This is a genomic window from Enterococcus sp. DIV0170 (assembly GCF_051710765.1).
Classification (GTDB): Bacteria; Bacillota; Bacilli; order Lactobacillales; family Enterococcaceae; genus Enterococcus_A; species Enterococcus_A raffinosus.
On sequence record NZ_JBIOLG010000001.1, the window covers coordinates 2,863,787 to 2,887,834 of the forward strand.

Annotated in this window: 19 protein-coding genes and 1 rRNA gene; 2 read left to right on the top strand and 18 right to left on the bottom strand. The window is 40.6% G+C overall.

Annotated elements, in window-relative coordinates; translation table 11 throughout:
• Positions 1 to 131: 131 nt before the first annotated feature.
• The 15 genes from IGI50_RS13805 to pth all read right to left on the bottom strand — a co-directional run bounded on the left by IGI50_RS13805 (position 132) and on the right by pth (position 18,013).
• Positions 132 to 1,690: ribosomal RNA gene (locus IGI50_RS13805) — 16S ribosomal RNA — on the bottom strand.
• Positions 1,691 to 2,284: 594 nt separating this feature from the next.
• A complete protein-coding gene (lysS, locus tag IGI50_RS13810) occupies positions 2,285 to 3,748 on the bottom strand; it encodes a lysine--tRNA ligase (protein ID WP_438777597.1) in 1,464 nt (487 codons plus the stop codon).
• 120 nt (positions 3,749 to 3,868) lie between these two features.
• Complete coding sequence (gene dusB, locus IGI50_RS13815) at positions 3,869 to 4,876, bottom strand: tRNA dihydrouridine synthase DusB (RefSeq protein ID WP_438777334.1); 1,008 nt, start codon at positions 4,874 to 4,876, stop codon at positions 3,869 to 3,871.
• A gap of 2 nt (positions 4,877 to 4,878) precedes the next feature.
• Positions 4,879 to 5,763: an Hsp33 family molecular chaperone HslO gene (gene hslO / locus IGI50_RS13820; RefSeq protein ID WP_438777335.1), complete on the bottom strand. Its 885-nt coding sequence runs from the start codon at positions 5,761 to 5,763 to the stop codon at positions 4,879 to 4,881.
• Between the two features lie 150 nt (positions 5,764 to 5,913).
• A complete protein-coding gene (locus IGI50_RS13825) occupies positions 5,914 to 6,216 on the bottom strand; it encodes a bacteriocin immunity protein (RefSeq protein ID WP_010745337.1) in 303 nt (100 codons plus the stop codon).
• A 49-nt stretch (positions 6,217 to 6,265) separates the two neighbouring features.
• A complete protein-coding gene (locus IGI50_RS13830; protein ID WP_010745336.1) occupies positions 6,266 to 6,784 on the bottom strand; it encodes a GNAT family N-acetyltransferase in 519 nt (172 codons plus the stop codon).
• A gap of 60 nt (positions 6,785 to 6,844) precedes the next feature.
• On the bottom strand, positions 6,845 to 8,911 hold the full coding sequence (gene ftsH, locus IGI50_RS13835) for an ATP-dependent zinc metalloprotease FtsH (protein WP_438777336.1): 2,067 nt from the start codon (positions 8,909 to 8,911) through the stop codon (positions 6,845 to 6,847).
• A 96-nt stretch (positions 8,912 to 9,007) separates the two neighbouring features.
• Complete coding sequence (hpt, locus tag IGI50_RS13840) at positions 9,008 to 9,553, bottom strand: hypoxanthine phosphoribosyltransferase (protein ID WP_010745334.1); 546 nt, start codon at positions 9,551 to 9,553, stop codon at positions 9,008 to 9,010.
• A 13-nt stretch (positions 9,554 to 9,566) separates the two neighbouring features.
• Positions 9,567 to 10,901 (bottom strand): tRNA lysidine(34) synthetase TilS, encoded by a 1,335-nt coding sequence (gene tilS, locus IGI50_RS13845; protein WP_438777337.1) that lies wholly within the window; start codon positions 10,899 to 10,901, stop codon positions 9,567 to 9,569.
• Between the two features lie 98 nt (positions 10,902 to 10,999).
• Complete coding sequence (locus tag IGI50_RS13850; RefSeq protein ID WP_010745332.1) at positions 11,000 to 11,443, bottom strand: S1 domain-containing RNA-binding protein; 444 nt, start codon at positions 11,441 to 11,443, stop codon at positions 11,000 to 11,002.
• Between the two features lie 55 nt (positions 11,444 to 11,498).
• Positions 11,499 to 11,933 carry an FtsB family cell division protein gene (locus tag IGI50_RS13855; protein WP_438777338.1) on the bottom strand — a complete coding sequence of 145 codons (435 nt, stop codon included), beginning with the start codon at positions 11,931 to 11,933 and terminating at the stop codon, positions 11,499 to 11,501.
• 74 nt (positions 11,934 to 12,007) lie between these two features.
• Entirely contained in the window at positions 12,008 to 12,277 is a 270-nt protein-coding gene (locus IGI50_RS13860; RefSeq protein WP_088933631.1) for an RNA-binding S4 domain-containing protein, read from the bottom strand.
• Between the two features lie 3 nt (positions 12,278 to 12,280).
• Positions 12,281 to 13,843 (bottom strand): putative polysaccharide biosynthesis protein, encoded by a 1,563-nt coding sequence (locus IGI50_RS13865; RefSeq protein ID WP_438777598.1) that lies wholly within the window; start codon positions 13,841 to 13,843, stop codon positions 12,281 to 12,283.
• 39 nt (positions 13,844 to 13,882) lie between these two features.
• On the bottom strand, positions 13,883 to 17,395 hold the full coding sequence (mfd, locus tag IGI50_RS13870; RefSeq protein WP_438777339.1) for a transcription-repair coupling factor: 3,513 nt from the start codon (positions 17,393 to 17,395) through the stop codon (positions 13,883 to 13,885).
• 60 nt (positions 17,396 to 17,455) lie between these two features.
• Positions 17,456 to 18,013 carry an aminoacyl-tRNA hydrolase gene (gene pth / locus IGI50_RS13875; RefSeq protein ID WP_438777340.1) on the bottom strand — a complete coding sequence of 186 codons (558 nt, stop codon included), beginning with the start codon at positions 18,011 to 18,013 and terminating at the stop codon, positions 17,456 to 17,458.
• Between the two features lie 355 nt (positions 18,014 to 18,368).
• Between pth and IGI50_RS13880 the strand changes: the two genes are divergently transcribed.
• Positions 18,369 to 19,349, top strand: coding sequence for an L-lactate dehydrogenase (locus IGI50_RS13880; protein ID WP_010745326.1), 981 nt, complete (start codon positions 18,369 to 18,371; stop codon positions 19,347 to 19,349).
• A gap of 207 nt (positions 19,350 to 19,556) precedes the next feature.
• Positions 19,557 to 20,963 carry a L,D-transpeptidase family protein gene (locus tag IGI50_RS13885; protein ID WP_438777341.1) on the top strand — a complete coding sequence of 469 codons (1,407 nt, stop codon included), beginning with the start codon at positions 19,557 to 19,559 and terminating at the stop codon, positions 20,961 to 20,963.
• A 51-nt stretch (positions 20,964 to 21,014) separates the two neighbouring features.
• On the opposite strand, the gene IGI50_RS13890 is transcribed toward IGI50_RS13885, so the two are convergent.
• The 3 genes from IGI50_RS13890 to IGI50_RS13900 all read right to left on the bottom strand — a co-directional run bounded on the left by IGI50_RS13890 (position 21,015) and on the right by IGI50_RS13900 (position 23,836).
• Positions 21,015 to 21,737 (bottom strand): YebC/PmpR family DNA-binding transcriptional regulator, encoded by a 723-nt coding sequence (locus tag IGI50_RS13890; RefSeq protein ID WP_438777342.1) that lies wholly within the window; start codon positions 21,735 to 21,737, stop codon positions 21,015 to 21,017.
• Between the two features lie 74 nt (positions 21,738 to 21,811).
• On the bottom strand, positions 21,812 to 22,315 hold the full coding sequence (locus IGI50_RS13895) for a VanZ family protein (RefSeq protein ID WP_438777343.1): 504 nt from the start codon (positions 22,313 to 22,315) through the stop codon (positions 21,812 to 21,814).
• Positions 22,316 to 22,381: 66 nt separating this feature from the next.
• Entirely contained in the window at positions 22,382 to 23,836 is a 1,455-nt protein-coding gene (locus IGI50_RS13900; protein WP_438777344.1) for a C40 family peptidase, read from the bottom strand.
• Positions 23,837 to 24,048 lie beyond the last annotated feature (212 nt).

The following is a 24,048-nucleotide window of genomic DNA, read 5'->3' on the forward strand; positions in this document are numbered from 1 at the left end:
CATTCAACGCGGTGTTCTCGGTTTGTTTAAATTATTGTTTCTGTATCCAGTTTTCAATGAACGATTTGAGAGTAGACCTCTCAAAACTGAACGAATAAAGCAACCTGTGTAGTTTCCGTAATATTCCTTAGAAAGGAGGTGATCCAGCCGCACCTTCCGATACGGCTACCTTGTTACGACTTCACCCCAATCATCTATCCCACCTTAGGCGGCTGGCTCCAAAAGGTTACCTCACCGACTTCGGGTGTTACAAACTCTCGTGGTGTGACGGGCGGTGTGTACAAGGCCCGGGAACGTATTCACCGCGGCGTGCTGATCCGCGATTACTAGCGATTCCGGCTTCATGTAGGCGAGTTGCAGCCTACAATCCGAACTGAGAGAAGCTTTAAGAGATTAGCTTAGCCTCGCGACTTCGCGACTCGTTGTACTTCCCATTGTAGCACGTGTGTAGCCCAGGTCATAAGGGGCATGATGATTTGACGTCATCCCCACCTTCCTCCGGTTTGTCACCGGCAGTCTCGCTAGAGTGCCCAACTAAATGATGGCAACTAACAATAAGGGTTGCGCTCGTTGCGGGACTTAACCCAACATCTCACGACACGAGCTGACGACAACCATGCACCACCTGTCACTTTGCCCCCGAAGGGGAAGCTCTATCTCTAGAGTGGTCAAAGGATGTCAAGACCTGGTAAGGTTCTTCGCGTTGCTTCGAATTAAACCACATGCTCCACCGCTTGTGCGGGCCCCCGTCAATTCCTTTGAGTTTCAACCTTGCGGTCGTACTCCCCAGGCGGAGTGCTTAATGCGTTAGCTGCAGCACTGAAGGGCGGAAACCCTCCAACACTTAGCACTCATCGTTTACGGCGTGGACTACCAGGGTATCTAATCCTGTTTGCTCCCCACGCTTTCGAGCCTCAGCGTCAGTTACAGACCAGAGAGCCGCCTTCGCCACTGGTGTTCCTCCATATATCTACGCATTTCACCGCTACACATGGAATTCCACTCTCCTCTTCTGTACTCAAGTTTCCCAGTTTCCAATGACCCTCCCCGGTTGAGCCGGGGGCTTTCACATCAGACTTAAGAAACCGCCTGCGCTCGCTTTACGCCCAATAAATCCGGACAACGCTTGCCACCTACGTATTACCGCGGCTGCTGGCACGTAGTTAGCCGTGGCTTTCTGGTTAGATACCGTCAAGGGATGAACATTCTACTCTCATCCTTGTTCTTCTCTAACAACAGAGTTTTACGATCCGAAAACCTTCTTCACTCACGCGGCGTTGCTCGGTCAGACTTTCGTCCATTGCCGAAGATTCCCTACTGCTGCCTCCCGTAGGAGTTTGGGCCGTGTCTCAGTCCCAATGTGGCCGATCACCCTCTCAGGTCGGCTATGCATCGTTGCCTTGGTGAGCCGTTACCTCACCAACTAGCTAATGCACCGCGGGTCCATCCATCAGTGACGCAAAAGCGCCTTTCAAATAGAAACCATGCGGTTTCTATTGTTATACGGTATTAGCACCTGTTTCCAAGTGTTATCCCCTTCTGATGGGCAGGTTACCCACGTGTTACTCACCCGTTCGCCACTCCTTTTCTTTCGGTGGAGCAAGCTCCGGTGAAAGAAAAAGCGTTCGACTTGCATGTATTAGGCACGCCGCCAGCGTTCGTCCTGAGCCAGGATCAAACTCTCATAAAAAGTGTTTGAAACAGTCTTACGACTGATCAGCTCAATTGTAAAAATTGACTTGCTAGCATATTGCTTGCTATGTTGTTTGTTTCTATTAAAAGAAACGCCCTACACATTTGGTTTGTTTTATTCGTTCAGTTTTCAAAGGTCTACATTGTTTGTCGCTTTGTTTCAGCAACTTTTAAATCATAACAGATTGCTGTTTTGATGTCAACAACTTTTTTGAAGTTTTTTTCGAAGAAGTTGTCATCATCGCTTTATGCGACTTTGATAGAATAACTGAAAGTCAGTCATCTGTCAATAACAATTTTTAATTTTTTTTGAGCGATACACGCTCGCTTTGGAACATAAAATAATATACCAACATAATCTTATCTGGTCAATCAAAAATAGCGACTTTTTTGAAGTTTTTTTTAATGCTGACCAATGTTCTTTACTGTTAGTGTAAATGTTCGCAAATAACATGAAAGCTGATTGAAAATTACCTTTTCACAAAATATTCAATCGTTTTTATGGTTGATAAGATGACATCATTTTCTAATAATTCATTTGAACAGTTCAAAAAAAGACGTCCAGCTATGCTGAACGTCTTAAAAAGTTTCTTTAACGCATCGTTGGAAATAGTAAAACATCTCGAATAGATTGAACATCTGTTAATAGCATAACTAAACGATCAATTCCTATTCCTAAGCCGCCTGTTGGAGGCATTCCATATTCTAAAGCCTCCAAGAAATCTTCGTCTACACCATGAGCTTCATCATTTCCTTGCTCACGCTCTTTTTCTTGTGCTTCAAAACGTGCTCTTTGATCGATAGGGTCATTTAATTCTGTAAAGGCATTTGCAAATTCACGGCCCACGATAAACAGCTCAAAGCGATCTGTAAAGCGTCCATCTTCAGCATTCTTTTTCGCCAGCGGTGATACTTCTACAGGATGACCATAAACAAATGTTGGCTGTTCAAGTGTTTCCTCCACAAAAGTTTCAAAGAACTCATTGATGATATGACCGATTTCCATCGTATCTTTTATCTCAACGTGGTGTTCTTCCGCTAACGAACGTGCCTCCTCAATCGTCATCTCTGGCCAGAAATCTACTCCTGTTTGTTCTTTAATTGCATCTACCATATGAACACGTCTGAAGTCAGAGCCCAAATCAATCTCTTTTCCGTCAAAAGTCAACGTGGTTTCACCAAGTACATTTTGCGCCACATCTCGAATGATTCCTTCAGTTAGATTCATTACATCCAAGTAATCTTGATATGCAGTATATACTTCCATCATAGTAAATTCTGGGTTATGAGTAGTATCAATTCCTTCGTTACGGAATACACGGCCGATTTCATAAACTTTTTCCATTCCACCGACAATTAGACGTTTTAAATGTAATTCTAGTGCAATTCGCAAATAAAGATCCATGTCTAGTGCATTATGATGAGTAATAAATGGACGTGCAGTTGCACCACCCGCTTCATTATGCAAAACAGGTGTTTCTACTTCTATATAACCTAATCCATCTAGGTAACGGCGAATTTGGCTAATAATTTGACTACGTTTGGTAAAACGATCAAAGCTTTCACGATTACTAATTAAATCTAAATAACGTTGACGATAGCGTTGTTCAACATTTGTTAAGCCATGATATTTTTCTGGTAACGGACGTAATGCTTTTGAAAGCAGCGTGATTTCTTTTGCTTTAATAGACACTTCACCCGTATCCGTCTTCATGATTTCACCAGTCACACCAAAGAAATCACCTAGATCGCCCTTTTTGAAGATTGCGTAAGGTTCTTCTCCTACTTCGTCTTTACGAACATAGATTTGAATTTGGCCTTCACGATCTTGTAAATGAGCAAATCCGACTTTTCCTTTTCCACGTTTAGTCATCATCCGCCCAGCTACACTTGCGGTTAATCCCATTTCCAGTAGTTCTTCTTTAGTGTTTCCATCGTATGTCTCATGCAATTCTTTTGAATTTGTTGTACGTTCAAACCGTGCGCCAAATGGATCAATTCCTTCTTCACGAAGATTTTCCATTTTTTCGCGGCGAACACGCATTTGATCGTTCATTTCTGTCAAATTTGTTTGTTCCTCAGTCACGAATGTTCCTCCTCAGTATGTAATTACTCTTACTTATAATGCCAATGAATAGCTAAAAAATCAAGCCGAATTCCTCATTCGGCTTGATTTTTAGCTAATTATCGCTCTTGCTTCGGTCTTTTCTACAAGACTATCCAATAGATCAACGATTACTTGCTTATCTTCCGTTTGATTGATTGCTACTTTAACTTTTGCTGAACGTGAAATTCCCTTTAAATAATAGCTTGCATGCTGACGAAATTCACGGCAGGCAATTTTTTCACCCTTAAGATTAATTAATCGTTCTAAATGAAGTTTTGCTGTCTCGATCTTTTCTCTTGCACTAGGTTCGGGAATCAATTCCCCTGTCTCAAGATAATGTTGTGTTTGATGAATCATCCAAGGATTTCCTAGCGCGGCTCGACCGATCATTACCGCATCAACTCCAACTTCTTCAATCATCCGTTTCGCATCTTCTGGGGTTCGTACGTCGCCATTTCCCATAAATGGAATGGTTAATTGATTGGCAACCAGCTTTAAAATGTCCCAATCTGCTTGACCCTCATACATTTGTACACGCGTACGACCATGCATTGCAATTGCAGAGGCACCCGCGCTTTGAGCAGCTAATGCATTTTCAACAGCAAAAATATGTTCCTGATCCCAGCCAATTCGCATTTTCACTGTTACAGGAATATCTACAGCAGAAGAAACTGCATCAACCATTTCATACACCTTATTAGGATCTAACAACCATTTTGCTCCAGCTTCTGCCTTGATCACTTTATTTACTGGACACCCCATATTGATATCTATGATATCTGCTTCCGTATTTTCTTGGACAAACTGAGCCGCCTCTACTAGCGAATCCTTATTTCCTCCAAAAATTTGAACACTTAAGGGATGCTCCCGTTCATCGATGTATAGCATCTCTAACGTTTTTTTATTTCTAAAATGGATTCCTTGGTCACTGATCATTTCACAGACAACTAATCCTGCACCGAATTCTTTTACCGTCACACGAAAAGCAGCATTTGTAATTCCTGCCATTGGAGCAACAACAATCCGATTCGGCACTTCAACATTTCCGATTTTCCACGTACCATTTAACGGCTTCACTATTATTCCCCCAAAATTTCTTGCTTCAATTCATAAAGATCTGCTTCACTATAGTCATATTTATTATTACAAAATGCACACACAGCTTCCGCACCGTGATCTTGATCAATCAGCTCTTGGATTTGCTCTGCACCTAATGTAATGATTGCTGATGCAAATTTTTCTTTAGAACAGTCACATTTAAATTGAACAGGCATATTTTCTAAGAATTCAACATCATCTGTTGCTAGCAACGTTTGCAGAATTTCTTCTGGTGTTTGTCCTTCATCTAAAAGTGATGAGATACGGGCAGTTTCCTTCAGACGCTCCTCAATTTTATCAATTATTTCTTCGCTTGCTCCAGGCATAATCTGAATCATAAACCCGCCAGCAATTTTTATAGAGTCATCCGTATCAACCAATACTGAGACACCAACAGCCGATGGAATCTGTTCGGATACAGCCAGATAATAAGTAAAATCTTCGCCAATTTCACCAGAGACAATCGGAGTCTGTCCTGAGAAGGGTTCTTTTAAGCCCAGATCTTTAATAACAGTAAACATCCCCTCAGTGCCTACCGCACCTCTTACGTCAATTTTCCCAATCTCATTTAGCGGTAAGCTAATATGAGGATTCTTGATATACCCTTTTACTTCGCCTTTACCATTGCTATCGACAACGATAGCTCCAGCAGGTCCATTTCCTTCTACTTTAACAGTCATTTTATCTTCGCCTTTTAATGTGGCACCTAACATCAAAGCTCCGATCATTGTACGTCCTAATGCTGCCGAAGATGTATTCCATGTATCATGACGTTGCTGCGCTTCAGCAATTGTTTCTGTTGCGTTCACTGCATACGCCCGAACAAAACCTTCATATGCTAAGGCTTTTACTAAATAGTCACTCATCGATTTGTTCCTCATTCCTAATTTACTCGTGATTGCATCATACTAGGTGTTTCAACATTTTTCAACTTCTCTGTATAAGCTTGATAGAAAACCTTAATAACTTATTCATATAAGCATTAAAAAATGAGCAGGGATTATCTTTCCTGCCCACTAAAACCAAACGGGTAATAAAATTGCCGCCATTGCTGTAGCGTCGTATTTCATTGCTTCATGCTTCAATTGACTATGCAATTCGCCTAACGCCTTAGGAAAGCTACATTGATGAGAAAAGGCATAAAGCGCAATCTCTTTACAAATTTTAGTTGCTACCAGCCCACAGGCTTCTGTTTTTTCCAGTAATTGTGCATTTTCTAGTAAAAACTTCTGGACTTCCGGAAGTTCTTGGATTTCCTTATCCCCATAAGCTTGACTGATTTGATCCATCATTTCCTCAGCTTTTTGGCTCTCCATCATTTCGCTCACCTCTCGCCCTCATTGTACGCGCTCCTAATGATTATGCAAATTATAAGAGTTCCTTTAGCATGATTAGATCAGTTTGTTTATCCTTTCCAACATTGAAAGGATGAGCGCCGACTTTCTTAAAACCGAATGTTTGATAAAATTGCAAAGCGTTCTGATTCTTTTCCCACACCCCCAACCAAATATTCTCACGTTTTTCTTGGGAAGCAAGTTCAAACGCATACTCTAATAATTGACGACCTAACCCTTGCCGCTTGAATTTTTTTCGAATGTAGATTCGTTCAACTTCCAATCCATTTCTATCTGACATCTCTGTTTGTGCTTTTCCAGTATTTACTTTCATATAACCAGCCAAAGATTTATTCAGATAGATAAAGAAGAAACGTGAATCAGAATTTAGCATTTCTTTTTCTAGTTTTTTTAAATTGTATGCTTCAAGCAAATACTTTTGTAAATCAGTAGGATCATTTTCTGTAGCGAAAGTATCTCGAAAAGTTTCGATACTGATTGTTTGCAATTCGGATAAATCTTTCACTGTAGCTATAAGAATCTTCCCTTGCATTCTTCTTCCTCCTTAATAAAAAAAGAAACGGCACATCACTGAGGACATGCCGTTTTTACCTTATTCTTGATTATCGTTTGTATCGTCTGGTGCAATTTCGTCATCTGACTCTTTATGTTCAGGTGCTTTATCCTCTGCTTGCTTCTCCGCATCCTTTTCTTCCAAAGCGCGTTTAGCTTCTTCAAAAGTTTGTGCTTGAGCTTTTTCACTTGGGTAAAGACTGTCTTTTCCTTCAGGCATTTTACCTGTTTCAAACAATGACTTGATTGCTTTCGCATCTAATGTTTCAAACTCTAATAATTTTTCAGCAATTAATTTATGCTGTTCACGATGTGTTTCAATAATCTCACGTGCTTTTTCATGAGCTTGCATTAAGATGCTGCGAACTTCTTCATCAATCTCAAAGGCAACTTGTTCAGAGTAAGCTTTTGTTTGTCCGTAGTCACGTCCAACAAAGACTTGATGGTTTCCTTCATACTGAACTGGTCCAAGCTTGTCACTCATTCCGTATTCAGTTACCATGCTGCGAGCTAATGCTGTCGCTTGTTCGAAGTCATTTGAAGCACCTGTTGTTTGAGCATTAAAGACGATTTCTTCAGCAGTACGACCACCTAATAACCCAACAATTTGTTCAAACATATCATCTTTAGACATTAACATTTGATCTTCTTTTGGCAAGGCAATCATATAACCGCCAGCACGTCCACGAGGGATAATCGTTACCTTATGGACAACGCGGGCACGGTTCAATACCATCCCGATGATTGTATGACCCGCTTCATGGTAAGCCACCATTTCACGTTCATGTTTACTAATAACACGATCTTTCTTAGCAGGTCCCGCAATAACGCGATCTTCTGCTTCATCCACGTCTGAAGCATCAATTTTCTTCTTATTACGACGAGCAGCTACTAAGGCCGCCTCATTCAAGACATTTTCTAAATCCGCACCAGCAAAGCCTGGTGTTTGTTGTGCAACAACCTTCAAATCAACGTCGTCTGCCAACGGTTTATTACGAGAGTGGACGCGTAAGATTGCTTCACGACCTTTAACGTCTGGACGACCAACCAAAATTTGACGGTCAAAACGACCTGGACGTAATAACGCTGGGTCTAAAACATCAGAACGGTTTGTTGCAGCGATAACAATAACGCCTTCGTTGCCATCAAATCCATCCATTTCAACGAGCAATTGGTTGAGGGTTTGTTCACGTTCATCGTGACCGCCTCCCATACCAGCACCACGCTGACGGCCAACTGCATCAATTTCATCGATAAAAATAATCGCTGGTGCATTTTTCTTAGCTGTTTCGAATAAATCACGAACACGAGAAGCTCCGACCCCAACGAACATTTCAACGAAATCCGAACCAGAAATCGAATAGAATGGAACACCGGCTTCACCCGCTACCGCTTTAGCAAGTAACGTTTTACCAGTCCCCGGAGGTCCTTCTAGTAAGACACCCGCTGGAATACGAGCACCTAATTCTACGAAACGACGTGGGTCTTTTAAGAATTCCACGACTTCAACAAGTTCTTGTTTTTCTTCTTCTGCCCCGGCTACATCAGAGAAACGTACACGGTTCGCTTTTTTGTCAGCCTCTTTAGCTTTGGATTTACCAAAGTTCATGACACGGCCATTACCGCCGCCACCGCCGCCTTGTTGTCCAAGCATCATGTAGAAGAAGAAAATCATGATCAAGATCGGTAAGAAGCTTACTAATAGCGTAACCCACATGCCGCTGCTTGACTCTTCTTGAATCTCAGTTTTGACTTTGTTTTCCTTTGCTAAATCATTGACTTGACTTAAAGTCGAATCATTTGGCAAAACAATGGTTGAAAAATGTGTTGTTTTAGAATCTGTTGAACCAATGATACTTAGTCCGCCAGAGTTAGCAACTTCTTGCTTCTCTTTGTACTCACCAGTGATTTTATACACACCACCAGCAGGCTGGATCTTAAGATTCTTAATTTTGCCTTCTTGCATCTGTTCAGTAAACGTTGAATACTCGATATCTGGCGAAGCTGATTTGTTATCTCCAAAAAGGAAATAAACAACCATGACCATAGCCAAGATGACGAGAATATAATAGAGAGCATTTTTTACTCCCTTATTGTTTTTGTTCATCTGCGTCCTCCTCGCACTTGTTAGCTTATTAGCTTGTTAAAAAAGTTTTATCAATTTTGACCTTTTAAGTATATCATACTGTGATTTTTTCGGTCACTAATTTGATTGATAAATTTCCGGCTTCAATACACCTACGTATGGCAGGTTGCGATACGCCTCTGCATAGTCTAATCCGTAGCCAACTACGAACTCATTCGGTACATCAAAACCAACATAGTCAGCATGAATATCCACTACGCGACCCTCTGGTTTATCTAACAATGTGACGATTTTCACTGATTTTGCCTTCCGGTATTTAAATAAATCAACTAAATATCCTAAAGTACGACCACTATCAATGATATCTTCTACGATTAATAGGTCACGACCTTCAACGTTCGTATCTAAGTCCTTGATGATTTTTACTTCTCCTGAAGAGACCGTTTGATTGCCATAGCTTGAGACATCCATGAAATCCAATTCTAAATGTGCATCAATCTCACGAACAATGTCAGCCATAAATGGAACGGCTCCTTTTAAAATACCAACCACCAAAGGATTTTTATCGGTATAATCTGTAGTTAATTGTGCGCCTAATTCCACACAGCGCTTTTGAATATCTTCTCTAGTAATCAATACTTTTTCAATATCTTTTGCTAGCATGTAGAAACTCCTTTCATTTCGCTACTTGAGGCGTATAGTCAAGTATGTAGTGTATTCTATCAGTTTCAGTTGTAATACTCAAATAGGAATTAACAAAAGGCAAAAGCGCTACGATTTCTCCTGCAGCGTCCTCCACCACCCATGCGCGATCCCTCTCATCCGTCGCGATTTTTTTATCAATAAAATAACGATTCACTCGTTTAGAAAGACTTTCTGTCAACTGAATTCGGTCCCCTGCTCGTCGATGACGAATTCTTAAAGGCAACTTGGCTGTTAATGGCAGTGGCACGTGGTATGCATCATTTCTAGGCTCATTTTCGCTTTTCCTCAAGGTAATCCTCCCACTGTCTGGAAGATCGAACTGTTCGTTTTCATCTAAACTAAACATTTCGTCATTGATCGCTGGGCTTTTCTCAAAGTAAAATCGTTGATACCGACGCACAAATCGCCAGCCTTCTCCAATATCAATCGACCACTGACTAACCGGATGCCCCATTTGGTCTAGTAGTGAAAACAATTGGCGTTGCGAGACAATGATTTGAGTGTGTTCCTCCATTTTCTGGAAGAATGCCGAGAGAAAATAATAACGAGCATTAGTTTCAGATGGCATATCATCATACGAAAACGATCCGCGTTGACCGTCAAATTCAATATTTCTTAAATTTTCTTTTAGCGCTTCTTCAATCAGCTGACCGGCCCAAATCAGTTGCTGATGAAACTGTTGCGCATGTAACAGAATTTTCGGGTTTTCTTTTTTTAATTCCGGAATAACGTTGTTTCGGATACGGTTTCGAAAATAGTCCAAGGACTGATTTGTCGCATCTTCAAAATAAATCACTTGCTCTTTTTCAGCATATGAATAGATTTCTTCCTTCGAAAAGTCAAGTAATGGTCGCAGCAAAACCCCTGTGCCAAAACTTTGCTTCCGGACAATTCCGCTGTGTCCGGTAAAAGATCCACCACGGGTCAAGCGCATCAGTAAGGTTTCTAATTGATCATCACCATGATGAGCCGTTAATAGCAGGTCATACTTCTCTTGTTTCATGACTGCTTCAAAAAAATTATAGCGAACCTTCCTCGCTTCAGCCTCGACATTTTTTTCCGCGGGCTGCTCCCAAACCTTTGTATACAATGGCAAATGATGACTCTTGCAATAAGACTGTAGGAATTCTGCCTCTATCTTCGACTCTGGCCGCAGCTGATGATCTATATGTATAACACCAATAGTTACATTCAATTTTTCGACCATATGCAAAAGCACCATCGAGTCAACACCAGTTGAAACAGCCAACAGAACTTTCTGGTCGGCCTTAAGTTCAGGGTTTGCACGAAGAAATTCTTGCTCCATATTAAACTCCTCATTCTAATTATTGTTCACTTTCAGTTTAAGCAAACACTATACAATAAAAAAGACTGAAATCCTAAATGAATTTCAGCCTCTCTGATTTAACTACGACGACCGCCACGGCCTCCGCGTTTTCCTTCGGTGTTGCGTTTAATCGATGACAAGCGATCATCGCTATCCTTTAAAAAGGAACTCATCAATGAATCGAAGTCTTGTTTGCCGCTATTTTGGGGTTTGCCTTTAGCTGATGGTTTCGGACGATTGTTATCACGGAACTCACGTTTGAAAGGTTTCTTTTCTGGTTGTGGTTGATCTTGAGCTTTTCGAATTGAAAGACCGACTTTTCCGTCATCTCCCACAGAAGTAACCTTAACCGTCACTTCATCGCCGACAGTCAATACATCATGAATGTCTTTGACAAAACCATTAGATATTTCACTGATATGGACTAAGCCCGTTTTACCCTCTCCCAAGTCGATAAAGGCACCGAAATTGGTGATCCCTGATACTTTTCCTTGCAGCTTAGCTCCTACTTCGATTGACATAAAAAAAATGTTCCTCCTAATTTTTTTCCAATTTATTTTAAAACTGCTCCTAAACTTATTTGGCAGTTTCGGACTTTATTACTTCATCAGCGGACTCTTTGTCATTGCTAGATGTTTTTGCCGAATCTGGTAAAACAAAAACCAATTCGCCATCCTTTGAATAATAGAAACGACTACGAGCTAGTTTCGCTACATAGTTATCGTCTTTCAGCAATTTCACGTCTTGCTTCAAGCCATCTACCCGATCATCAACTTTCGCTGACTCAGCGACTGTTTTAACTTTGATCTCTTTCAGTTCACTTAAATGACGTTGTTCGTTAAATATCTGAACTCCCATGACAATAGCGACAAAGGCGGCAATTGCGAATAACGCTGCTAAACGACGACGCTTGAAAATTAATTGACGATGTTGCTTTTGAAACTTGCTATATTGCTCTTTTGCGTAGGGTGTGTCCAATGTAGCAACTTTTTTCGTGTCGTTTTCATTCATTCCTGCTCGCTCCTTACCATGAAATTCTTTACTATTATATCAACTCAGGATATAATTGTCTATTTGAATTATCCTTAATTCCCGTTATTTTCCACACGAGTCTCACTAATGATTCGATACATTTTTGCTGCATCGTCTTTTTTCGTTGATTCATGCAGCTCTTCCACCGCGACCTCTAGGACTTTGTTCCCAAATTGAATTCGCAATTGATCGCCAACTTTCACATCTGTTGAAGATTTTGCTAATTTTCCATTCACTTGTATCCGCCCTTTATCAGCGACCTCTTTTGCCACTGTTCGACGCTTAATGATCCGTGAAATTTTCAAAAATTTATCTAAGCGCATAACTTACCCTCTTTTCCAATTTATTCTCAATAATTTACTGCCGAATGGCAACATCAGCCACTCACGAATAGTTAACAATCGTAATTGAATCGCCAAAATCAAAAAGGCACTGCCACCAATCAACACTCCAAAAATTGCGACAATCAGTGCCAAACTCCTTTTTTGAACCATACCAAAAAGAACACTGATACCGCCATAATAACATAATAACACGAATACCATGCCTACTAAACAAAGCATAAGGTTTCGTATAAAGTGACGTTGACTCCCATATTCTCTTGTCTCACGATCACATGAAAAATGCAGAATAAACAAAGCCACGATCAATCCTAACAACGTAGACAGGCTGGCACCAATCGTTCCAAATTGTTTTGTCAGCCCGCCAGTAATTACTATTTTTAGAAGTAACCCAACACCCGCAGCCTGCAAAGAACTGCGGTATTCATTTTGGCTTTGAGCGATGCTTTGATACGCCTGCACCATAGCCATCAAAAAGATTGAAAACACGAATAATACTAGCGTCCCGTTTCCTTTATAGTCCTTAAATAATGCATAGTTTACGTATGGCAATAACATTGCTAGACCAATCGAAGCCGCCGCTGCGATTCCACACGTTAAACGTAAAAAAATTTGACTCGTTTTAACAAACATTCCATGATCACGATTGACTAAATGTCTTGTCAATAATGGTATAAAGCTTGAGCTGAGCGCCAAAGCCACCACCAACCCTAATTGTACTAGCGGTTGTCCTCGATCGTAAATACCCTTGGCCAGCTTCGCTCCATGTTCACTTAATCCGAAATCAACCAACGCCTTTTTTACAGTGAAGGAATCAATCAGCTGAAAGAGAATCAATAAACCGCTATAAACCGTCATCAAACCGCCCTCAAGCACCAAACGCTTGCCGAGTTCTAGTGTTTTTCCACCTATGGTTGGCAACTTTCGCACAATACTTGTTGCCAATATTTTTCGTCGATAATACCACAGTACTAACACGGCAACGATTCCACCAACTAAAGCGCCTGACATTGCTACCGTTCCTGTGCGATAGACCGTCCAGCCAAACTGTTTGAATGACCAAGCAGCAATTACAATGACTGTTACTCGTATAAACTGTTCGACCACCTGCGAAACAGCAGTGGGGACCATCAATAATTTCCCTTGAAACTCGCCACGTGTAATCGAAAGAAACGGCATGATTACAAAGGTAAAAGAAACAACACGAATCAGGGGAGCCAATTTCCCATCCCCCATCCAATCTGCAAATGGTTGTGCGGAAAAAAAGCACACGGCCCATAGAAGGAGCCCAAAACCGCTGATTAAAGGAAATAGTTCCTCCAACGCTTGGCGCTGTTTTCGGGGCTCTTTTTGTTCTGCCACATATTTAGAGATAAATTGCGGCAGACCTGACAATGCTAAAGTCATAGCAATACCATAGATCGGATAAACCTGCTGATACACATAAAATCCTTCATCACCTGCGAAGTTTTGATAAGGGACTCGATAAACGGCACTTAAAAGTTTCGCTATAAATGATGCAGCAGTCAAGACGAAGGCGCCTTGCATCATGACTCGCATTTCTTTATTCGCCAATGCCTTCACCGCCTATTCCTTGTATTTTTGCTCACGTAATGCACGAACAAACAAGCTAACTTCTCGTAACCAAACGGCTTCATCCATCGTTTTCGCCACCACTAACTTCATGACCATTTTGTCTTTTTCAACACCTAATGTGGCTTTCATTTTTGTTACACTTAACGCTTCAAATAGCTGCTCGACTTTATAAGCTTTCGTTCCTACTTTACTTAAGGTAATGATAATTTGCTGCTGCCGTTTTTGAATACTTTCAACCAATGCACGGTCTCCGTCCATTTTTATCTGCCCAATATTCAACAGGTTGGCTACTTCATCAGGATAATCACCAAAGCGATCCACTAAATCAGCTTCCACTTCATCCAGCATTTCTGTACTTTCTAACTCACGAATCCGTTTGTATATCTCAATCTTTTGTCGCTCATCTTCGATATAAGTTCCAGGAATGTACGCATCAATTCCTAAGTTGATCTCTACGGAGGTTCGTTCCACTTGGGTATTCTTCCCTTGTTTACGATCTACTGCCTCAGAAAGCATTTGCGAATACATATCAAAGCCGACCGCGTCGATGAAGCCATGTTGCTGTGCGCCTAAGAGATTACCGGCTCCACGAATAGACAAATCTCGCATCGCTATTTTAAAGCCAGATCCTAGCTCAGTAAAATCTTTGATCGCCTGCAGACGTTTTTCGCTAACTTCATTTAAGATTTTTTGCGGCTCATACATGAAGTAGGCATAAGCGATTCTATTGCTTCGTCCGACTCGACCGCGCAATTGATACAAGGTAGATAGCCCCATATAGTCGGCGTTTTCAACAAACAATGTATTCACATTCGGAATATCTACACCTGTTTCAATAATCGTCGTCGTAACTAATATATCGTATTGCCCATCAATAAAGTCCATGAGTGTATTTTCCAACTGAACTTCTGTCATTTGTCCATGAGCAAAACCAATTCTGGCATCTGGTACTAGCATCTGCAGCTCTTCTACTTTTCTTTCGATAGTCTCCACTCGATTATATAGATAAAAGGCTTGTCCGCCTCGTGCCATTTCACGTTCGATGGCTTCTCGAATCGCTCCTGGATTCGTCTCCATAACATACGTTTGAATCGGATACCGATTTTCTGGAGGTGTTTCAATCACTGAAAGATCACGCACACCTAACATTGACATATGCAACGTTCGCGGAATCGGTGTCGCGGTCAGCGTTAATACATCTACCTGGGAACGCAATTGTTTCAATCGTTCTTTATGCTTCACGCCAAAACGTTGTTCTTCATCAATCACTAGTAACCCTAAATCCGCGAACTGCAGATCTTGTGATAGAAGTCGATGGGTTCCCACAACAATATCGACCTGGCCAGTTCGAATTTGTTCAATCGTTTCATTTTGCTGTTTTTTGGTACGGAAACGGCTCAACATCGCCACATTCACAGGAAAGTTTTCAAAACGCTCAGTCATCGTGTCATAATGCTGCTGAGCCAAAATTGTCGTCGGCACAAGAAAAGCGACTTGTTTATTTTCTTTGATTGCTTTGAAGGCTGCTCGTAAGGCTACTTCTGTTTTACCAAACCCAACATCCCCCACCAATAAGCGATCCATGGGACGAGCTTTTTCCATATCATGCTTAATTTCGGCTGCACTTCGCAACTGGTCATCCGTTTCACTATATGGAAAAGCATCCTCAAATTCCTTTTGATACTCATCATCTGGACCGAATGCGTACCCGCGTTCCGCTTCACGTTTAGCGTACAGTTCGATTAAGTCATCCGCTATATCTTCGATTTTTTTCGAAACTTTGCTCTTAGTTTTCGTCCACTCACTACCACCTAATTTATTGATCTTAGGTGGTTTCGCTTCAGAGGAAACGTATTTTTGAATCAAGTTTAATTGCGTAACTGGAATAAACAGCTTATCATCTTTTTGGTACAAAATTGACATATAGTCTTGATGGACCCCATCGATTTCGATCGTTTCCATGCCAATATATTTACCAATCCCATGATTTGCGTGAACAACATAGTCTCCAGGCTTTAACTCATTGTAACTTTTCAACCGTTCAGCATTAGAGATCGTCTGGCGACGAGCGCGCTTTTTGGTGACCTTTTGAAATATTTCACGTTCGGTCACTACGACTAGTTTATCTTGCGGCATTTCAAACCCATTGGTTAATGTCCCAGTGACAATCTGGGTTTTCCCTATCAGTAAATTATCTGGTGTCGTTTGAACCGCCTTGATATCCACATCATGAAATTCCTGCGTTAATTTTTCTTGCCGTTCTTGATCAGAGACTAAAAATAGAACGGTTTGTTCTTGTTTCTGCCAACGATCCACCTCTGTCTTTAATAGTGGCATCTGTCCGAAGAACTGCTGCATAGAACGGTATTGAAAATTATGAATCGCTTCAAAACGCAGATTCCCCATACCCTTTTGAAACAGCGAAAAGAAACTTGTCACAAGTTTAGATTTTTTGATTAGCTCATGGGCATTCATCCCAAAAGTCTGTTCAGAAAAAACTCGTAATTCTTCAATTTTTTGAGTATGCCACTCTGCTTCCTCTCGTTCCATCTCACGATGCGTTTCCATCATACGTGGATAATCATCCACAAACAGCAGCGCATCCTTGGCGAAATGATCCAACAAAGAAACTTTTTCATCATATAATAGATCTGTATAATATTTCGCCTGTTCTGTTGGTATTCCATCTTCCCAAGAGGCGATCAGCTGACCAAAGTAATCGTTCAAAAAGTTATAGTCTTCTTTTTCTTTCGTCACTGCTAAGCGATTTTGCAACAGCTGGTTCACATTTTGCGCACCCTGGGTCAAATCTTGGGCAGAAAAAACTAAGTCCGTCGTTGGAGTAATCCAAACATCCTTTAAGTTTTCTACAGATCGTTGAGTTTCTGGTTCGAAATAGCGCAGCGAGTCGACTTCTACATCAAAAAGCTCTACCCGCACAGGATATTCCGTCGTCAACGGATAAATATCAACAATGCTTCCACGCATACTGAATTCACCAGGTTTTCCTACCATTGTTTGCCTTTCATAGCCCATTAATACTAACCGTTGAGCTAAATTTTCTAAATCAACTTCGCTGCCTATTTTCCAATGAAGCTGATTCGCCTGCCATGTTTCAACAGTTGGTAAATATTTTCTTAACGCCGCAACGGGTACGACATAAATCCCATTTTTTTCTTGAGACAATGCTTGAAGAGTGGATATACGTTCCGCTCGTGCTTCTGGTGAGGCAAATGCCATTTCTGCCGAAAGCACTTCATCAACTGGAAACAAATGGACATCTTCCACTATATTCCGCAGTTCATCCGCTAATTGATTACTATAGTAAAGATTCGGTACGACAATCACTGTTTGCTTTTTGCTTTCTTGCTGTGCAGCAGCCATTACCAAGGCTTTAGCCGAACCAGAAAGACCGATCACTAACTGACGTTTTGCTTTTTTATCTAAATTAGCCTGCCATTCTTTTACCAAGGGCAGCTGATTAACAAATTCAATCAAATTCATTTTTATACTCCTTACATGTTCCTATTAACCTGCTAAATCGTATGATTCTCGATGAATTTTCTAATTAAAGCGATTCATTGTTTGCAAGAAATCATTACCTGAAACATAATCATCCACTGCTTCAGTTGCTCGAGCCACGCTATTTGCAATAACAGGCATCTCTTCTTTTCCGAAAGTACTTAGTACGTGATTCACAACCGTCTTTCCGTTTGGACGACCAATACCGATCTTGATGCGATTAAACTCTTGTGTTCCGATGTGAGAGATAATACTTTTCAGCCCATTGTGTCCACCTGCACTGCCTTTTTGTCTCAAACGTAATTTTCCAAGCTCCATATCTAAATCATCCGCGATTACCACCAGCTCTTCTAAATAAATGCCAAAATAAGTCAGTAACGGTCCAACTGCACGACCTGACTCATTCATAAAGGTGAGTGGTTTGACTAATAAAATCTTTTCTCCATTGACAAAATAATCCGCCACTTCTGCTTCGAAGGTATTTTTCTTAAAAACAGCTCCGTGTTCTTTTGCCAATTGATCTACAACCATAAATCCAACATTGTGCTTTGTGTTTTCATATTTCTTGCCTGGATTTCCCAAACCTACGATCATTTTCATACTGTTCGCCTCTTTTTATAAATATCTATTTCTCTCATATTAAAATTTATTCGATTTTCATTTGCATGACAAAATGCTGGATAGTCAAATGACTACCCAGTTCAAATTTTTCTTTATACAGTATAACACAAACTCATCTGTAGTGACCGTTTTCAACGCTTTAAGTGTCTCATAAGTTTCTGTTATTTTTGAAAAAAGTTTATAGTATCAGCTTCCTACACCATTAACACATGAAGCGTTTTCTTCTGAAACAGCAAAAATAACTGTATTATTAATGAGTAAAATACGTGACAAGTTTCATTAATTAGTGTTATCATTCCACTGGAAAAACAAATATAAGAAGGGATTGGTACACATGACTGCAAAAGCAGCTAGTAAAACCCATCAAAAAGTAATGTTAATCGGAGACGGCGCAGTAGGTTCAAGTTATGCCTTCGCTCTAGTCAATCAAAATATCGCTCAAGAAATCGGTATTATCGATATCGATAGCAACCGTACACAAGGAGATGCCATTGATTTATCACACGCATTAGCCTTTACATCACCTAAGAAAATTTATTCTGCTTCTTACGAAGACTGTCACGATGCTGACTTAGTTGTCATCACAGCAGGTGCTCCTCAAAAACCAGGTGAAACTCGTTTAGACTTAGTTGGTAAAAACTTGCGCATCAACAAAAGTATCGTAGAGCAAGTCGTTGCCTCTGGCTTCGACGGTATCTTCTTAGTAGCAGCAAATCCTGTAGATATCTTAACTTATTCTACTTGGAAATTCTCTGGCTTCCCTAAAGAACGCGTTATCGGTTCAGGTACTTCATTAGATACAGCTCGCTTCCGTCAAGCAATCGCTGAATTAGTTGACGTTGATGCTCGTAACGTCCATGCTTATATTTTAGGTGAACATGGTGACTCAGAATTCCCTGTATGGTCACATGCTAACGTTGCTGGCCTACAAATCTACGAATGGGTAAAAGACAATCCAGAAGTTGATGAAGAAGCATTAGTTAACCTGTTCTTCGGCGTTCGTGACGCTGCTTATGAAATTATCGAGAAAAAAGGCGCAACTTTCTATGGTATCGCCGTTGCCCTAGCTCGTATTACTCGTGCCATTTTAAATGACGAAAGTGCCGTATTCCCATTATCTGTATATTTAGAAGGTCAATACGGACAAAACGACATTTACATTGGTGCACCAGCTGTTATCAATGCTAAAGGGATCCAAAACATCATTGAAATTCCATTAACAGATGCTGAAAAAGATCGTATGGACGCTTCTGCAAAAGAACTAAAAGAAGTTATGGACAAAGCTTTCGCTGATCTTGAAGCTGAAGGAAAATAGATTTTTCATCTCCGCAAAGAATATTCATATTCTTTGCGGATTTTTTAATATTTGCTAACATTTCAGAACATATCACTCGTATTTAAACGATTCTGTGGTATATTTATATTCGGTATATCATTTTGAAATCGACTACTATTTTGATAGAAATGCTTCGATCGTTTAATGAAGACCAAATAAAAGGAAATGCAATGAGGAGTTATTTCGATGACAAGAAATGAAAGAAGAAATTCTCGTGGCCGAACGCGAATCGGTTTGATTGTTGTATTAGGTTTATTGGTAGTTTTAGTTGGCGGATACGCTATTCGCAGTACATATTATGCTCAAAGGTTCCTTCCTAACACGGTCGTGAATGGAGTGAAAATAAATAATTTAACGGTGAGCGAAGCAAACCGTAAAATTACCCGCGAGCTGTCAGATTCACCCTTCCTAATAAAAATCGACGACAAAAATTGGAAAGAGATCAATCGCAAAGATCTAGGTTGGCAAAACAATTATTTACCTGGTTTAAAAGAGATGCAGAAAAAGCAAAATCCTTTTAGCTGGGGTATGCAGTTAGTCTCCGCAGCAGATACAAAAGATGTTGACGGCAATACTTTAGATGAAAATAAATTAAATGCTGTGGGAGAAGCCATTCGTGCTGAATTGACTCAAACCAATACAACACGGACAGCAACAGAAAATGCGAAGGTGACTCGAACAAGCGAAGGCTTCGAGATTACACCAGAAAAACAAGGGAATACGATCGACGTGGATGCCGCCGTAGCTGCCTTTAAGGAAGCTGCAAAAGAAGGCAAACACACGATTGATTTTGATAAGTACCTTGCGAAACCAACCATCACAAAAGATGATGCTGATCTGAAAAAGACGATGGATAAAATGAATGCTGTAGCAAAGATCAAAGCAAACTATAGTATCAACGGAGAAAACTTCCAAATTCCATCATCTGATATCAATGACTGGTTAGTCGACGACAATGGTAACATGTCTCTTGATAAAGATAAGGTGACTGCTTATGTTACCAGCTTAGGAGAAAAGTACAACACAAGCTCAAAACCAACTGAATTCAACAGTACTCGACGTGGAAAAGTTTCTGTTCCATCAGGTACTTATAGTTGGACCATCAATACCTCAGCAGAAGTTGAAGCATTGACAAAACAAATTTTAGAAGGTAAAGACTTTACTCGTTCACCTGTCGTAACTGGGGCAACAACCGCAGATAAACCACTAATTGATAAAACCTACATCGAAGTAGATTTGCAAAATCAACATATGTGGTATTACAAAGATGGTAACGTAGCTTTAGAAACTGACATTGTCAGTGGTAAACCAAGCTCACCTACACCAGCCGGAGTTGACTACGTTTGGTCGAAAGAAACAAACAAAACCTTGCGCGGAAAAAATGATGACGGATCGGACTATGCAAGTCCTGTTAAATATTGGATGCCGATCGATTGGACCGGTGTCGGTCTTCATGATTCCGACTGGCAGCCAGAATATGGCGGCGAACTATGGAAGACTCGCGGCTCTCACGGTTGTGTGAATACACCACCAGATGTAATGGCAAAACTTTTCGATATGGTAGAAGTCGGTACTCCTGTTTTAGTCTTTTAGACCAAACTAAAAACCAGCGAAATTCGCTGGTTTTTTCTTTGTCTTTTTTATCTATTCTGCCGAAGTAAAGACTTCGGAAACATCGTCATCATCTTCTAACTTTTCAACTAAACGATCCAGTTTCTCTTTTTGCTCTTCATCTAAAGAAATCGTTGTTTGTGGGATCATCGTTAATTCCGCTTGCGCCAACGTAAAGCCATCCGCTTCCAATTGATCACGAACATTGGTAAAATCCTCAGCTGCGGTATAGATTTCAAAGACCTCTGGCAAAATCTCCATGTCCTCTGCTCCCGCTTCAAGTACGTCTTCAAACATGGTATCCTCATCCACTGATAAGTTCTCACGTTCAATAGCAATATAGCCCTTACGATCAAACATATAATTTACTGAACCAGTCTCCCCTAGATTTCCCCCATTTCGGGTAAATGCCACTCGTACATTTGTTGCTGTTCGATTGCGGTTATCTGTTAGGGCATGGACTAAAATGGCTACGCCACCAGGTCCATAACCTTCATAAGTAATTTCATCATAGTGTTCACCTTCGCCTGCCGATGTTGCCTTTTTGATTGCACGATCCACATTATCATTTGGCATATTGGCCGATTTGGCTTTATCAATCACTAATCGTAGTGCTGGATTCGTACTCGGGTCAGGACCTCCGGCTTTAGCTGCCATATAGATTTCTCGTGACATCTTTTGAAAGATTTTTCCTCGTTTCGCATCTTGGGCATTTTTTCGCCCTTGAATATTGTGCCATTTACTATGTCCAGACATGGTACATTCCTCCAATATTTATTGATCCTTATTATTGTCCGCCTGAAAACGTATTTCGTCAAGAATAATCCTCATTAACGCTTCTTGCGAATAGCCTGATAAGCGATAATGATAAGACACGCCGTTAAGGCCCCAAAAGAATCTAGCATTACATCTTGAAACAGCGGCGTCCGTCCACCAGTCAGCATTTGATGGAATTCATCGGTAGCGGCGTAGCCAGTAGCAGCCAGCCAAGCGAAAAACAGACCTAAGACCGATGATTTTTGTTTCAATTTAGGTAATAATCCTAAGTATAGACTTCCGCCTAAAACAAAGTAAGTCATAAAGTGTGCAGCCTTGCGAATAAAAAATTCAACAAATTTAACATAGCCTTTAGCAGATATACTTACTTCACTACCTGCATAGTTAAAAGAAATTTGACTAAAAAAAGCCCTCAACGGCTCATTCGCAAGTAGTTTTTGAATTAGTGAAACCTGACTTTGCTGCTGATAAGTCATTGAAGAACTGACAAATAGAATCACCATCATCAAAAGAGCGATACCAATATAGAAATTTCCATTTTTCAATTGCTTTTGCATCTCTTTTCCTCCATTAAAAAAACCGGTACGAAGAACTTCGTACCGGTCATGAATACTTAAATTTGATTACATACGAACTGCAAAGCTTGGTGCATAGTAACTTACAGAACTTACTGTAACTGTTTCACCAGGTTGTGGTGCGTGGATATATTGTCCACCGCCCATTGCAATTGCTACGTGGTATGAACCACCAGGGCTGCCCCAGAAGTATAAGTCGCCAGCTTGTGCTTGATCAACAGAAATACGTGTTCCAGCTGATTCTTGAGGAACAGTCCATCCGCCGATTTCACGACCAGTCGCTTGACGGTATACATATGAAGTGAAACCTGAGCAGTCAAATCCTGCAGGTGTCTTACCGCCCCATACATAAGGAGTGCCGATATACTTCATTGCTTCAGCAACAACCCCGCCAGTATTTCCAGATGGTGCTGGAGCTGGGGTTGGAGTCGGTGCAGGTGTTGGCGTTGATGGTGTTTGGTTATTGTTTGTTGAAGATGATGTTGACCCTTGGTTGCTTGAACCTGAATCTTCAGTAGTCGACGGTGTTGGAGTAGCTCCGCCACCTTGGAAATTATCTTCACTTGATGAAGCTGTTGAAGATGATTCTGTCGCACTTGATTGTGTTTGTTGTTCTGTTGTTGAAGATTCTACTGTAGATGAAGACTCAACAGTTGAGCTTTCAGTTGTACTCGTACTTGCAGCAGCTTCTTCTTGTGCTTTACGGTCAGCTTCTGCCTTAGCATCCGCATCTGCTTTTGCTTTAGCGTCTGCATCTGCTTTCTTAGCAGCTTCTTGCGCTTCAGCAGCTTTACGAGCTTCTTCTTGCACACGTTCTTGTTCTTTGATAGCAGCTTCTTGTTTTTCTTTCAAGCTTGCTTTTTCGCCTTCAGCTGTTGCTTGTTCAGCAGCCAAAGTCGTTGTTTGAACATTTAAATCTGCTTGTTTAGTGATCAACTCACCTTTTTGGCTTTCCAATGTTGCTTGGTTAGCAGCGATTTGTTCTTGTTGTTTTTTGTTTTCAGCTTGTTTTTGTTCAACTTCTGCTTTATCCGCTTTTTGTTGTTCAACTAAATCATTGTTTGCTTTAACAATGGTTGTCATTGCTTGGACACGACTAACAGCATCAGTGAATGATTCAGCGTTTAATACTACGTCAATAACATTCGTACCTGAAGATTGTTTTACTTGAGTATCACGTGCTTGTTCTTTGATTGCTTCTGAACGTTTTTCGATACGTTTTTGTAATGTTTCGATTTGTTTTTGCAAGTCTTGAGACTCTTGTCTCAATGATGCTTGTTCATTTAATAAGCCTTGTGCTTTCTCGTTGATTGAAGCAACTTCGCCTTCCAATGCACTGATTTGTGATTGTGCATCTGTTTGTTGGTTTTGTAAACTTGAAATTTTTGCATCCTGGTCAGCAATTTTACTATCAAATTCATCGGCAGAAGCTGCGGCTGGAGCTGCTAATGCGCTTAATGTTACTGAACATACCATTAATGCTGATAACAAACTTTTTTTCACTCTAATGTCCTCCGACTACTTAATGTTTTATTTTGAATTTTATTAGACTTTTTTCTAACACATTCATGAGTTTACCACAGCTGTATGTCATCCACATAATAGCTTTGTTACAAAAACATTTCATTTCACTATTTTTTAGTTACAAATTGGGCGCACAAAAAAACAGAAGAAAAAAATCTTCTGTTTTTTTGTGCTATTAAAAATTATTGATT

What these genes read in the sequence shown, in the direction of transcription:
- lysS (WP_438777597.1), bottom strand. Translation starts at nt 3,748, where the DNA reads ATGAACGATCAAATGCGTGTTCGCCGCGAAAAAATGGAAAATCTTCGT.
- hslO (WP_438777335.1), bottom strand. Translation starts at nt 5,763, where the DNA reads ATGAGTGACTATTTAGTAAAAGCCTTAGCATATGAAGGTTTTGTTCGG.
- IGI50_RS13825 (WP_010745337.1), bottom strand. Translation starts at nt 6,216, where the DNA reads ATGATGGAGAGCCAAAAAGCTGAGGAAATGATGGATCAAATCAGTCAA.
- IGI50_RS13830 (WP_010745336.1), bottom strand. Translation starts at nt 6,784, where the DNA reads ATGCAAGGGAAGATTCTTATAGCTACAGTGAAAGATTTATCCGAATTG.
- ftsH (WP_438777336.1), bottom strand. Translation starts at nt 8,911, where the DNA reads ATGAACAAAAACAATAAGGGAGTAAAAAATGCTCTCTATTATATTCTC.
- hpt (WP_010745334.1), bottom strand. Translation starts at nt 9,553, where the DNA reads ATGCTAGCAAAAGATATTGAAAAAGTATTGATTACTAGAGAAGATATT.
- tilS (WP_438777337.1), bottom strand. Translation starts at nt 10,901, where the DNA reads ATGGAGCAAGAATTTCTTCGTGCAAACCCTGAACTTAAGGCCGACCAG.
- IGI50_RS13850 (WP_010745332.1), bottom strand. Translation starts at nt 11,443, where the DNA reads ATGTCAATCGAAGTAGGAGCTAAGCTGCAAGGAAAAGTATCAGGGATC.
- IGI50_RS13855 (WP_438777338.1), bottom strand. Translation starts at nt 11,933, where the DNA reads ATGAATGAAAACGACACGAAAAAAGTTGCTACATTGGACACACCCTAC.
- IGI50_RS13860 (WP_088933631.1), bottom strand. Translation starts at nt 12,277, where the DNA reads ATGCGCTTAGATAAATTTTTGAAAATTTCACGGATCATTAAGCGTCGA.
- IGI50_RS13865 (WP_438777598.1), bottom strand. Translation starts at nt 13,843, where the DNA reads ATGCAAGGCGCCTTCGTCTTGACTGCTGCATCATTTATAGCGAAACTT.
- mfd (WP_438777339.1), bottom strand. Translation starts at nt 17,395, where the DNA reads ATGAATTTGATTGAATTTGTTAATCAGCTGCCCTTGGTAAAAGAATGG.
- pth (WP_438777340.1), bottom strand. Translation starts at nt 18,013, where the DNA reads ATGAAAATGATCGTAGGTTTGGGAAATCCAGGCAAGAAATATGAAAAC.
- IGI50_RS13880 (WP_010745326.1), top strand. Translation starts at nt 18,369, where the DNA reads ATGACTGCAAAAGCAGCTAGTAAAACCCATCAAAAAGTAATGTTAATC.
- IGI50_RS13885 (WP_438777341.1), top strand. Translation starts at nt 19,557, where the DNA reads ATGACAAGAAATGAAAGAAGAAATTCTCGTGGCCGAACGCGAATCGGT.
- IGI50_RS13890 (WP_438777342.1), bottom strand. Translation starts at nt 21,737, where the DNA reads ATGTCTGGACATAGTAAATGGCACAATATTCAAGGGCGAAAAAATGCC.
- IGI50_RS13895 (WP_438777343.1), bottom strand. Translation starts at nt 22,315, where the DNA reads ATGCAAAAGCAATTGAAAAATGGAAATTTCTATATTGGTATCGCTCTT.